This window comes from Streptomyces sp. NPDC052301 (genome assembly GCF_044593395.1).
Taxonomy (GTDB): domain Bacteria; phylum Actinomycetota; class Actinomycetes; order Streptomycetales; family Streptomycetaceae; genus Streptomyces.
In genome coordinates, this window is the sequence record NZ_JBIUBE010000002.1 from 106,532 (window position 1) to 118,641 (window position 12,110).

The 12,110-nt window shown below is 72.6% G+C and carries 11 protein-coding genes and 1 pseudogene; 5 read left to right on the forward strand and 7 right to left on the reverse strand.

What is annotated here, in order from left to right; translation table 11 throughout:
* Nucleotides 1-25 precede the first annotated feature (25 nt).
* Nucleotides 26-1,474 carry a hydrolase gene (locus tag ACIHEJ_RS04130; protein ID WP_400132015.1) on the reverse strand — a complete coding sequence of 483 codons (1,449 nt, stop codon included), beginning with the start codon at nucleotides 1,472-1,474 and terminating at the stop codon, nucleotides 26-28.
* A 211-nt stretch (nucleotides 1,475-1,685) separates the two neighbouring features.
* On the opposite strand from ACIHEJ_RS04130, the gene ACIHEJ_RS04135 reads away from it, so the two are divergent.
* Nucleotides 1,686-1,949 (forward strand): GlsB/YeaQ/YmgE family stress response membrane protein, encoded by a 264-nt coding sequence (locus tag ACIHEJ_RS04135; RefSeq protein WP_400132017.1) that lies wholly within the window; start codon nucleotides 1,686-1,688, stop codon nucleotides 1,947-1,949.
* A gap of 8 nt (nucleotides 1,950-1,957) precedes the next feature.
* On the opposite strand, the gene ACIHEJ_RS04140 is transcribed toward ACIHEJ_RS04135, so the two are convergent.
* A complete protein-coding gene (locus ACIHEJ_RS04140) occupies nucleotides 1,958-2,734 on the reverse strand; it encodes a GNAT family N-acetyltransferase (protein ID WP_400132019.1) in 777 nt (258 codons plus the stop codon).
* A gap of 40 nt (nucleotides 2,735-2,774) precedes the next feature.
* A complete protein-coding gene (locus ACIHEJ_RS04145) occupies nucleotides 2,775-3,146 on the reverse strand; it encodes a MerR family transcriptional regulator (RefSeq protein WP_400132021.1) in 372 nt (123 codons plus the stop codon).
* Nucleotides 3,147-3,205: 59 nt separating this feature from the next.
* Between ACIHEJ_RS04145 and ACIHEJ_RS04150 the strand changes: the two genes are divergently transcribed.
* Nucleotides 3,206-4,504 (forward strand): MFS transporter, encoded by a 1,299-nt coding sequence (locus tag ACIHEJ_RS04150; RefSeq protein WP_400132023.1) that lies wholly within the window; start codon nucleotides 3,206-3,208, stop codon nucleotides 4,502-4,504.
* Nucleotides 4,488-4,968 (forward strand): annotated as a pseudogene (locus ACIHEJ_RS04155) (nucleoside deaminase). Before ACIHEJ_RS04150 ends, ACIHEJ_RS04155 begins: the two are co-directional and overlap by 17 nt.
* 3 nt (nucleotides 4,969-4,971) lie before the next feature.
* Here ACIHEJ_RS04155 and ACIHEJ_RS04160 read toward each other — a convergent pair.
* Nucleotides 4,972-5,826, reverse strand: coding sequence for a GNAT family N-acetyltransferase (locus ACIHEJ_RS04160; protein WP_400132026.1), 855 nt, complete (start codon nucleotides 5,824-5,826; stop codon nucleotides 4,972-4,974).
* Between the two features lie 145 nt (nucleotides 5,827-5,971).
* Entirely contained in the window at nucleotides 5,972-6,643 is a 672-nt protein-coding gene (locus ACIHEJ_RS04165) for a chaplin (RefSeq protein WP_400132028.1), read from the reverse strand.
* A gap of 273 nt (nucleotides 6,644-6,916) precedes the next feature.
* Here ACIHEJ_RS04165 and ACIHEJ_RS04170 point away from each other — a divergent pair, with 273 nt between their 5' ends.
* Together ACIHEJ_RS04170 and ACIHEJ_RS04175 are read left to right on the forward strand one after the other, a co-directional pair.
* Nucleotides 6,917-8,539, forward strand: a complete 1,623-nt coding sequence (locus ACIHEJ_RS04170; RefSeq protein ID WP_400132030.1) for an alpha/beta hydrolase — start codon at nucleotides 6,917-6,919, stop codon at nucleotides 8,537-8,539.
* Between the two features lie 125 nt (nucleotides 8,540-8,664).
* A complete protein-coding gene (locus tag ACIHEJ_RS04175; RefSeq protein WP_400132032.1) occupies nucleotides 8,665-9,192 on the forward strand; it encodes a DUF4232 domain-containing protein in 528 nt (175 codons plus the stop codon).
* On the opposite strand, the gene asnB is transcribed toward ACIHEJ_RS04175, so the two are convergent.
* Together asnB and ACIHEJ_RS04185 are read right to left on the reverse strand one after the other, a co-directional pair.
* Complete coding sequence (gene asnB, locus ACIHEJ_RS04180; protein WP_400132034.1) at nucleotides 9,185-11,026, reverse strand: asparagine synthase (glutamine-hydrolyzing); 1,842 nt, start codon at nucleotides 11,024-11,026, stop codon at nucleotides 9,185-9,187. The genes ACIHEJ_RS04175 and asnB overlap by 8 nt on opposite strands.
* A 277-nt stretch (nucleotides 11,027-11,303) precedes the next feature.
* A complete protein-coding gene (locus ACIHEJ_RS04185) occupies nucleotides 11,304-12,083 on the reverse strand; it encodes an alpha/beta hydrolase (RefSeq protein WP_400132036.1) in 780 nt (259 codons plus the stop codon).
* Nucleotides 12,084-12,110: the final 27 nt, after the last annotated feature.

Genomic DNA, 12,110 nt, shown 5'->3' on the forward strand with positions numbered 1-12,110 from the left:
GCCCGGCGGCCCGCCCCCGGCCGGTTCAGCTCACGTCGAGCGTGGTGTCGTCCACGACGAACGACGTCTGGTACTTCGAGCCCTCGGTACCGGTGAACTTCAGGGTGACGGTCTGCCCGGCGTAGCCGCTGAGGTCGAAGCTGCGCTGGGTGTAGCCGGAGCCCGCGTTGAGGTTCGAGTACGTCGCCAGGGTGCCGAGGACCGTGCCCGAGCTGTTCAGGACCTGGACCTTGAGCGTGTCGTAGGCCGTGCTGGTCGTGGTCTCGGCCGTGTCGACGTGCAGGTAGAAGCTGAGCTTGGCCGTCGAGCAGCCGGAGGGGACGGTCACCGACTGGGAGAGCGTGTCGGTCGTGGCGGTGCCGTAGCCGTCGAGCCAGGCGTAGTACGAGCCCGCGTGGGCCGCCTCGCCCGTCGAGTTGGTGATGACCCCGCTGGTCCCGCCCCACACGGTGCTTCCGGACTCGAAGCCGTTGTTGCCGAGGAGCTGGCCGGCCGTGCAGGTGCCGGTGCCGCCACCGCCGCCGCTGCCGGTGCCCGCGCCTGCCAGCCAGGCGGTGGCGTTGAGGGCGAGGGGCGCGTTGGTGGCGCCGGAGTCGTTCCAGCCGTCGTACAGGGTGTTGCCGGACTGGCCGGTGCCGTCGTCGACCGGCGAGCTGTCGCCCCAGAAGGCGACCCGTCCGCTGCCGAAGGTGCTGGTGAGGAAGAAGGCACCGGTGTTGCCGGAGTAACCGGAGCGGTACACGAGCCCCTTGACGCTCGAGTTGTCCGACGGCTTGAGCGTGGCGGTGGTGCCGTCCGCGATCAGGCTCTTGGTCACGGTGCCGAACGAGCCGTGCAGCACCGGGTCGCTGCTGTCGCTGATCGCGGCCGGGTAGCCGGAGCCGACGTCGAGCGAGTCGATGGAGAAGCCGAACGGGTCGGTGGAGTCGACGCTGTTGGTGGTCATCAGGTCGTTGAGGACCTCGACCGCGTCGTAGCCGTCGTTGTTGCGGTCGGCCCCGGTGTGGTCGGAGATCATGAACAGACCGCCGCCGTTCTTCACGAAGTTCATGATCGCCGTCTTCTCGGCGGTCGTGAACTTCGTGTTGGGCTCCGGCAGGACGAGCGTGTCGAAGTTCGACAGGTCGGTCGAGGACGAGCCGCCGTAGCTGAGGCTGGAGCCGGACGGCAGCGTCTTCAGGCTGTAGTCGCCGGTCTTCTGCAGCGCCACGCCCCAGGAGGACAGGGCACCGGTCCAGTCGGTCTCGGCGGAGGGGGAGGAATCCTGGCCGAGCGGGTCGGGCTGGCTGGTGGAGATGATCCAGTCGGCGTTGCCGGCCGTCTCGGCATGGGCGTTGTCGAACAGGATGCGGTGCGTCGTCGCCGCGTGGGCGGCGGTGCCGCTGCCGACCTGGACGGCGGCTCCGGTCAGGAGCAGCCCGAATCCGGCCAGGGCGGTGGTGAGTCTGCGGCGGGATCTCCTGGATCCAAGCATCCGGCGAACCTCCATGAGGGGTGGGGAGAGGCGGTGGGGGCGCCAAGTCTGCGCGCGTAGAGCATGGTTGAGAGTTCTACACGCGTCGATTGGTTGAAAGGTACATGGCATGAAGGGGGGGTGAACAGAATCTCCCGGCAACCAGCGGATCGGACTGCCTCCGCTCACAGCGGGCAGATGCTGAATGGGATCCTGTCGAAAAGGGGTGGACATGGAAATCTCGGGCATCATCAGTGCCATTGTCATCGGGCTCATCATCGGTGTGCTCGGCCGGCTGGTCGTCCCCGGACGGCAGCACATCGGCGTCCTGTGGACCATCCTGGTCGGCATCGTGGCCGCCCTGCTCGGCTCGGCCGTCGCCGCCGGGTTCGGGGTCGCGAACACCAAGGGGCCCGACTGGATCGAGTGGTTCATCCAGATCGCCCTGGCCGCGCTGGGCATCGCGGCGCTGGACCGGGCCCGGGCACGCCGCTGACGTCTCGGTCAACTCCCGTGGAGAAAGGGGGTTGTGGTGCTCAGCGGATGGAAGCCGAGGCGCTCGAGGATCGGGCGGCTCAGGGGAGAGGCGTCGACCTGGAGGTAGCGGTGGCCGTGGGCGGCGGCGATGCGGGCGCGGTGGGCGACCAGGGCGCGGTAGACCCCCCGGCCCCGCCAGGCCTCGACGGTGCCGCCGCCCCACAGTCCGGCGAACCCGGCGCCGGGCACCAGCTCCGTCCGGGCGGCTCCGACGGGTTCGTCCCCCGCGAGCGCGACCACCGCGACGACCGTGCCGGGGGCGGCGGCGAGGCGTGCGAGCAGCCGGTGCCGCAGCCGGGTGCCGTCCGTGCCGAAGGCCTGCTCGTGCACCTCCACCACGAGGTCGACGCCCGCCGGGTCGGTGGCCTGCACAAGACGGATGCCCGCGGGCGGCCCGGCGTCCAGGGCGAGCCGGCCGGCCTCGCCGATCATGAGCGTCTCCTCGGGCTCGGCCCGGAATCCGGCGGCGGTGAGCCGGGCGCCGAGATCGGCCGGCCGGTCGTGGCCGTAGAGCTTCCACTCGAAGTCGCGGCCGAGGGAGCTGAAACGGGCGATCTGCTCGGCGATCGCCCCGTCCGCGCGCGCCGGGTCCAGATCGGACCACAGCACACCGTTCCAGCCCTGGGCGTCCGCGACCTGGCGCACCACCGCGCCGGCCCGCTCGATCCGGGCCCCGGGGCCGTCGGGAGCCGCGTGCTCGCGCATCTCACGGTCGTAGCGGGCGAGTACCGCCGTGTGATCCATGGGCCCAGCTCAGCAGGAACGCACCCGGCCGGCAACGGGATTATCGCGCCTCGGGACGCACGGCGGCCAGGTAGGCGCTGAGCCGGTCGCGGTTGCGGGCCAGACAGTCGATCCGGGACTGGATGCGGTCGATGTGCCCCTGGAGCAGGGCGGCCGTCTCCGGGGAGACGCACGCGGCGGGCGGGTGCAGCTCGCCCGGGCCGGAGAGGTACGGCAGGATCGCGCGGATCATCTCGGTGGTCAGGCCGGAGTCGAGCAGGCCGCGGATCTGCTGGACGTCCGCGACCGCGGACTCGGGGTAGCTGCGGTAGCCGTTGTCGCGCCGCTCGGGGTGCAGGAGATCCTGTTCCTCGTAGTAGCGCAGCAGCCGGGCCGGGACGCCCGTGCGGTGCGACAGTTCTCCGATCCGCATGCCCGCCTCCGCGTCCGCGCTTGACCTTCACACTGATGTCAGGCTCCGACCATGGTCGCATGACCGTGTCCTCCCCCTCTTCCCAGGTCAAGGGCGGTGCGCTGCCGTGGCCGGGGCTGCTGGCCCTGTCCTGCGCCGCGTTCACCGCCGTCATGACGGAGCTCCTGCCGGCCGGCCTGCTGCCCGCGATGGCGCACCCGCTCGGGGTCGCCGAGTCCCGGATCGGCTTCCTGGTCACCGCGTACGCGGCCGCCTCCTTCCTGGCCGCCGTCCCCGTCACCGCCGCCCTGCGCGGGCTGCCACGGCGCCCGGTGCTGTGCGGCGCCCTGCTGGGCTTCGCCGTCAGCAACACGATCGTGGCGCTGTCGTCGTCGTACCCGCTGACGTTCGCGGCCCGGCTGCTCGCCGGTGCGACGGGCGGCACGCTGTGGGCGATGCTGGTCGGCCACGCCGCCCGGATGGTGCCGGCCGAGCGGCGCGGCCGGGCCATCGCGATCGTGCTCGCCGGGATCACCCTGGCCCTGGCGCTCGGGGTGCCCGCCGGTACCGCGCTCGCCGGCGCGGTGGGCTGGCGGGCGGTCTTCGGGGGGCTGGCCGGGTTCGCCGTCCTGCTCGCGCTACGGATACGGCTGCGGGTGCCGGACTTCCCCGGCGAACCGGCGCACGCGCGCGTGCCCCTCGCCCGGGTCGCCCGCCGCCCCGGTATCCGCCCGGTGCTGTCCGTGACCCTGTTCCTGCTGCTGGGGCACCAGGTGATGTACACGTACGTCGCCCCGTTCGCCGCGCATGCCGGGTACGGCCGTACGGGCCTGCTGCTCGCGGTGTTCGGGGCCGCCACGGTGGCCGGGATCTGGGTCACCGGGGTGCTGGTCGACCGGCAGCTGCGGCGCACGCTGCTCGCGGCGCTCGCCCTGTTCGCCGGCGTGCTGGCGGCGCTGGGCCCGGGCGCCGGGGTGCACCCGCTGCTGGTCGGTGCCGTCGCCCTGTGGGGTGTCGCCTTCGGCGGGGCGCCGACGCTGATCCAGACGGCGCTGGTCGACGCCTCAGGACCGGCCGACGCCGATGTGGCGACCTCGTTGCAGACCACGGTGTACAACGCGGGCATCGCCGCCGGTTCGCTCACCGGCGGCGTGGCGCTCGACGCGTTGGGCGCGGGGGCCCTGCCCTGGACGGCGCTGCCCCCGGTGCTGCTGGCGCTCGCGACGGTCGCGATGGGCCGCCGGCACGCCTTCCCGGCGGCCCGGCGCGCCGTTGCCCGTGCGGCAGGGCCGTTGGCCGGTCCGGCCCCGGTGGCCGTGGCCTGCGCGGCCGGAGATCATGACGCGAGGAGGCCGGTGGCCGATGGTGAGGGGCGATGAGCTGCGGTGTCTGCGCCGCTGTGTGCAGCCGGCGGTCGAGGCGCCGGAGGCCGGTGACCAGCCCTTCGGGTCGGTGCTCGTCGGGGCGGACGGCACGGTGCTCGCGGAGGACCGCAACCGGGTGGCCGGCGGAGACCGCACCCGGCACCCCGAGTTCGAGCCGGCCCGCTGGCCGGCCGCGCACCTGAATGCCGGGGAGCGGCCGGCGGCGACCGTCTACCCGTCCGGTGAGCACTGCCCCATGTGCGCGGCGGCACACGCCTGGGTGGGTCTCGGCCGTATCGTGCACATCACCTCGTCCGCACAACTGACCACCCGAGGACGCGTCGGACGCCCCGCAGGCACCGGTGCGGCCACCGGCCGTCCACGAGGTCGCACCCGGTGTGACCGTGGAAAGCCCGGTGCCGGAGCTGGTCACGGAGACACGCGACCTCCACCGCCACTTCCGCACACAACACGCCTGAACATCACCCCAGTTCGAGCGTCGCGACACCGAACACCCGCTCCCGGGCGTACTCGCGGACCGGTCCGGTGTACATGCGGGCGGTCTCGAAGGAGGGGCGGAGGCCTGCCTCTTCGGCGAGCGCGACCCCGGCCGTATGGGGCTCGGGCACGTCGATGGCTACCTCCCGGCCGGCGACATCGGCCGTGAGGGCGGTGAACAGGGCCCGGGCGTCGTCGGCGGTGTCCGCGAACAGCGGGCCGATGCGCAGGGTGTCATGGCCGGGGCGGATCACGCCGTAGCCGGTGAGGCGTCCGCCGTCGTGCCGGACGAGAGCGTGGTGACCGGGGCCGGTGAGCCACTCGGCGAGAAAGCGCGGGCGGTCGGCCGGGGAGCAGGCGCTGTCGTAGGCGGTGATCGCGGCCAGGTCGGCGGGTCCGGCCGGGCGGATGCCGGCGGGCGCCTCGCCCCGGGGGGCCGTGCCGGTGAACCGGACGGTGCGGTAGGCGAGTTCGAAGCCGGACTCGCGGTAGTTGTCCTGCTGGGCGACGACTCCGTCCAGACCGACGGTGCGCTCGCCGGCGTGGGCCAGCGCGGTCTTCCAGGTGGTGAGGCCGTGGCCCCGGCCGCGCTGGTCCGGCCTGACCAGGTAGCAGCCGAGGAAGGCGTAGTCGGGGCCGTGGTTGACGACGGAGATGGCCGACACCGGCTCACCGTCGATCCGGCCGAGGAAGAACCCCTCGGGGTCCTGGGCGAAGAACGCGGGCCCGTCGGACAGCCCGGGGTTCCAGCCCTCCGCCGCCGCCCACCCGCTGATCACCGGCCAGTCGGCGAGGGTGGCCTGGGTGACGACGAGGTCCTGGGGGGCCGCAGAGGTCATCGGTGCGCTCCGTTTCGGTCGGGGTCGGAGTGACGTGCCGCATCCTTCCCGATCAACGGGGGCCGCCGCCATGGGGAGATCAGCCGTTGCGCACCGCACGAGACCCCACCGGGCCGGCGTCCGGTGGGGCCTTGGAGGGGGTGGGTCAGTCGGCACGTCCGGGACGGAAGCGGCGGTAGAGCACCGCGCCGGTGAGCAGGAACGCTGCGCTGCCGGCGACGGCCGGAGCGGTGAGGTCCGTACCGGTGTGGGCCAGCGTGGGCGGCGTCTGCGGGGCGGCCGGGACCGGCGTCCGCGGGACGGGGTGGTGCCGCGCGGGCACCGGGGGCTTCGGGGCCGGGCTGGGCTGGTCGACGGGGCCGTTGACCGAATGGTTGCCCACGGCCGGGTTGCCGATCCCCACCACGTTCACGCTGTTGCCGCTGACGTTCACCGGGAGATCGACGGGGAGCTGGACGCCGTTGCCGGAGAGCACGCCGGGCGAGTCCTTCGTGCCGCCGTGGGCCGAGGCCCCGCCGGAGCTGACCCCGCCGGAAGCGGCCGTGCCGCCCTTCCCGGCTCCCCCGGTGTTCGCGCAGGCGTTGCCCGCGGCCGGGTTGAGCAGCCCCACGACGTTCACGGTGTTGCCGCACACGTTGACCGGGACGTGCACCGGCAGCTGGACGCCGTTGCCGGAGATCAGCCCGGGCGAGCCGGCCGCCGAGCCCTCGGCGCCGGCGCCGTCGGCCGCGAAGGCGGCGGACACCGGCAGCGCCACGGCCATCGCGCCGGACGCGGCGGCGACGGCCAGCACACCGTTACGGGTAGCCCGTCTCATAGGTTCCCTGCCTTCCAGACTTCGTCGCGGGCACTCACCCGCATCTCTTGAAACGCAGAGCAACCATCCGAGTTATGGCTTATCGGTCTTCCACCCCATCGAGCGACAGTGTTATCGAACTGCCTGTAAAGCGGTCCAATGATCGTCAAGAGGAGCGAAGAGTACGGCACCGGGCGCGGTCCTGCTCGCCCGGAGGCGGCCCGTCCGGGGCCCGCTTATGGTGATCGGAGAGCGCTGTCCCCGGTCCGCGACGAGCGCCCCAGGAGGCTATCGATGCTGGCCAACCTGTCCACACGGCCCGCTGTGCGGCGCTGCGCGGGTGCCGGAGTCCTCGCCCTGGTGCTGCTCGGGGCCGGCCTGCCCGCGGCTGCGGCCGACGGGGCGCAGCCCGACCTCACCCGGTTCTACCGGCAGAAGCTGACATGGGGTGCCTGCCCGGGCCCGGACATGCCGAAGGACCTGCAGTGCGGGAAGGTCACCGTCCCGCTCGACTACGCCCGGCCGCGCGCCGGCACGCTCGACCTGGCGCTGGCCCGCTACCGCGCCACCGGGAAGTCCGAGGGCTCGGTACTGCTGAACTTCGGCGGCCCGGGCGGCTCGGGCATCAGCGAACTGGCCACCGACGGCAGGCAGTTCATGGACCTGACCAACGGCTACGACGTGGTCGGCTTCGACCCCCGCGGGGTCGGCCGCTCCTCCCCCGTCAGCTGCGGCGAGAGCGGCGACGACGCCCAGGCGAAGGCACAGAGCGCCGACCTCGCCCACCCGCAGGCGATGCTCGAGCAGCTGCGGCGGGCCGCCGAGGAGTGCGCCCGCAACTCGGGCCCGGTGCTGCCGCACATCGGCACCGTGGACGCCTCCCGCGACCTGGACGTCATCCGCCAGGCGCTCGGCGACAAAAAGCTCAACTACCTCGGCTTCTCCTACGGGACGCGGCTCGGCGCGGTGTACGCGGCGCAGTTCCCGCACCAGGTCGGCCGGCTGGTCCTCGACGGCGTGGACACCCTGACCGAGCCGCTGTCCGAGCAGGGGATCGCGGGCGCCGAGGGACAGCAGACCGCACTGGACGACTTCCTGGACTGGTGTACGACGGACGTCGCGTGTCCGTTCGGTCAGGACCGGCGTGCGGCCGGAAGTCAGATCGTGCAGCTGGTGCACTCGCTCGACGAGAACCCGGTGCCCTCCGACTTCGGCGGCTTCCTGTCCGGGCAGGACCTGGTGGGCGCCATCGGCCAGGCCCTGTACAGCAAGGATCTGTGGCCGTCGCTGGAGCGCGCCCTGGCCTCGCTGGTCCAGGACGGCGACACCCGGGGCGTGCAGAACTTCACCACGAGCGGCATCGGCCTCCCCGTGCGCAGCGGCCGGGACCAGGACCGGCACCCGCAGAACGCCGGCCTGGTCGATCCGCAGAACGTCCCCGCGGACAACCTGCCCGCCGCGCTGATGGCGATCAACTGCGCGGACGACCCCGACCGGCCGAGCGCGGCCCGGCTCACCAAGGACCTCGAGGACCTGCGGGCCGCGTACGACCAGGCCTCCCCGGTCTTCGGCCGCTACCGGCTCAACCAGATGCTCATGTGCTACGGCCGCCCCAGGGGCACCGACTTCATCCGTGACCGGGTCAAGGACGTCCCCTCGGCGAAGATGCTGCTCGTGGGCACCCGCGGCGACCCGGCGACGCCGTACCGGTGGACCGAGGAGACGGCGAAGCGGCTCGGGCCGTCGGCCGTGGTCCTCGACAACAAGGGCGACGGCCACACCGGGTACGGCTCCTCCGCCTGCGTGCACCGCAGGATCGACGACTTCCTCCTGTACGGCTCCCTGCCGCCGAACGGCAGCTCCTGCCCGGCCGACGGCAGGGAGTGGAGCGCCGTCACCTACTCCGCCGACCGGTGACAGGAAGTCCGCAACCGGGTGACAGACACCGAACCGGAACAACCTTCCGCGCATCCCCGCCGTCACACCGGGCAGGCGTGCCTCGGCCGCCGTGACCCCGTACCTGACCACGACTGGGGACCGCCATGCGCATCCGCTCCGCCATCGCCGTATCCACCGCTTCGGCCGCCGCCGCGCTCACGCTGCTGACGAGCGCGACGCCGGGCCAGGCCGCCGCCGGCCCCGCCCGGCCCGCCCGCTGCGCCGAGAAGGCGCTGACGGTGCACGCACGGGCCGTGCCGGGCGACCCGACCGTGCTGCGGACCGACGTCACCAACCGAAGCGGCCGCGCCTGCCTCGTCGACCGCGTGCCCACGGTGACCTTCGGGAACCTGGACGGGATCGCGCTGCCGACACCGCGGGACGGCAGGGGCACGTACCGGCTCGCCGCGGGCGGCACCGCCTACGCGGACGTCCGCACCATCGGCGACCCGGCGGACCCCGAGGCCCGCCGGGTGGGCACCGTCACCGTGGCCGCGTCGGCGGCGCACGGGGGCCGCTCGTTCACCGCCGCGCACCTCGGCACCGGGAGGAAGGTCCTGGTGTGGGAGCCGGTGACGACGTGGTGGCAGCCCTCGGCGGCGGCCGCCGACCGGGGCATCGGCCTCAGCTGAGCACCACCTCGGGCGTGTAGACCTCCAGCCACCGCGCGAGGTCGAGGGTGCGCTCCAGGCCGCGCCGGGCCGCCTGGCTGCTGATCGGCGCCTCGCGCTCGGCGGCCCGGCGGAGCCGGTCGCGGTCGACGAGGTCGAAGACCTGGTGGGAGGGCTGGGAGAGGAGCTCCTTGACCTGCTTCTGCAGGGCGCGGGCGTACTGCGGGTCCTGGGTGGACGGGTAGGGGCTCTTGACCCGGTCGTACACCGAGCGCGGCAGGACGTCCGCCGCCGCCTCCCGCAGCAGGCTCTTCTCCCGGCCGTCGAAGGACTTCAGCGCCCAGGGGGCGTTGTAGACGTACTCGACCAGCCGGTGGTCGCAGAACGGCACCCGGACCTCCAGGCCGACGGCCATGCTCATCCGGTCCTTGCGGTCGAGCAGGGCTCGGACGAAGCGGGTCAGATGCATGTGGCTGATCTGCCGCATCCGGTACTCGAAGTCGCTCTCGCCGTCCAGCCGGTCGACGGCTGCGACGGCGGTACGGTAGCCGTCCGCGACGTAACCCTCCAGGTCCAGGGTCTTGCCCAGGTCGGCGCGCAGCACCTCCGCGTCGTCGCCCATGTGCCGGCTCATACTGACGAGCCAGGGGAAGGTGTCGGCGCGGCGGGCCTCCTCGTCGAAGAACTGCAGATAGCCGCCGAAGACCTCGTCGGCGGACTCGCCGGACAGGGCCACCGTGGACTTCTCGCGGACGGCGCGGAACAACAGCAGCAGCGAGGCGTCCATGTCGCCGAAGCCGGCCGGCAGGTCGCGGGCGCGGATCACCAGCTCGCGCACGGCGGGGTCGGCGAGGGAGTCCGGATCGAGCACGATGTCCTGGTGGTCGGTGCCCGCGAGCCGGGCCACGTCGTGCACGAAGGGCGTGTCGGGGGTGCCGCGCAGCTCGTCGGCGACGAAGTTGTCGGTCTGGCCGACGAAGTCGACGGCGAAGCTGCGCACCCGTTCGCCCTGTTCGCCGAGCTGCCGGGCGGCGAGGGCGGTCATCGCGGAGGAGTCGAGGCCGCCGGAGAGCAGGGTGCAGCGCGGGACGTCGGCGACCAGCTGGCGGCGGACGATGTCGTCGAGCAGCGAACGCACGGTCGCGACGGTGGTGTCGCGGTCGTCGGTGTGCGGACGGGTGCGAAGTCGCCAGTAGACGCGGGTGGACAGGCCCGAGCGGTCCACGGTGACGACCGTGCCCGGCTCCACCTCGCGCATGCCGTCCCAGATCGCGTGTCCGGGCGTCTTGATCATGACGAACAGTTCACGCAGGCCGTCGAGCGTGACCCGGGGGCGGGCCAGCGGATTGGCGAGGATCGCCTTGGGCTCCGAGCCGAACAGCACGCCGTCGGGGGTCGGGTGGTAGTAGAACGGCTTGATGCCCATACGGTCGCGGATCATCACGAGCTTGTCGTGGCGGCCGTCCCACACGGCGAACGCGTACATCCCGTTGAGCCGTTCTGCGACGGCGTCACCCCATTCGAGGTAGCCGTGCAGGACGACCTCGGTGTCGGAGTCGGTGGTGAAACGGTGACCGCGGTCCTCGAGTTCCCGGCGCAGCTCGGTGAAGTTGTAGGCCTCCCCGGAGTACACCATGGCAACGGTTCCGCCGGGCGTGTCCAGGGACATCGGCTGCCGACCGCCGGGGAGGTCGATGATCGCGAGCCGGCGGTGGCCCAGGGCGGCCGGTCCCGCGGCCCAGGTGCCGCGGTCGTCCGGGCCGCGGCAGGCCATCGTCTCGGTCATCGCATGCAACGTGGTGGCCTCGGTGGTCAGATCGCGGTCGAAGGAGACCCATCCGGTGATGCCGCACATGCGCTACCTCCTGCCTCCGGCTCGCCGCCGACTCGGGCGCTCACCTGGGGTTTCCCAAGTGACAGCGAACCGGCCGGCAAACCGTTGTATCTAGCACCTATACGGCCAGCCTCCGCCAGTTGCCCGAGGCAGTCAACGCGACCGCAACACGGCCGACACGCCTCCCCCACGATTTCGGCCTCGTTTTGCTTGCGCGAAATCGCGCGAAGCGCATGCCGTCGGGCCGGAGCCGCCAGGAACCGGCCACGAGCAAAAACTTCACCAAGCGCCGAACGGGTCAATGCTTTTCGGACACGAAGCCGTCCAGCGCGGCGGTCAGCTCGGCCGGCTTCTCCAGCGGCAGCTCATGGCCCGCGTCGAGGATGCGCACGACCGCGTCCGGGTAGGCGCTGGCCATCCGGAGCATCTGCCCCACCGGCAGTTGGACGTCGTGGTAGCCGTGCACCATCAGGGTGGGCGTACGGATCTCACCGGCCCGGTCCAGGACGTCGAAGGCCCGCATGGCGCCGTACAGCGTCATCACCACCGCGCGCGGGGTGGCGGCGGAGGCACGGATGTGCGCGCGGATCTCCTCACGGGGGTACCCGGGCGCGAAGGCCCGCTGGATGTTCGCGGCCACGAACAGCTTGTACGGCACCAGCGTGGACGCCGCCATCAGCAGGCCCCGGCCGCGGCTGTAGGCCATCCGTCCGATGGAGCCCACCAGCACCATGCGCTCCACCCGTTCGGGGTGGGACAGCGCGATGGTCTGCGCGATCATCCCGCCCATGGAGTGGCCGACGAGCACACACCGCTCCACCTCGAGGTGATCGAGGAGGGCCAGGACGTCCTGCGCCAGCTCCGCGATGGTGCGCACCCCGGCGCCCGTGCTCTCGCCGTGCCCGCGCAGGTCCAGCCGGACCACCCGGCGTCTCACGGAGAAGTGCGCGAGCTGGTGGTCCCAGCGGTGCCGGTCGGCGGTCCAGCCGTGGACGAACACCAGGGGCGCCTCCCGTGCGTCACGGGGACCCTCGTCGTCGTACGTCAGGACCGCTCCGTCGACGTCGAGCTGTGGCATGGAGGCCTCCTGGGGTGCGCTGCGATT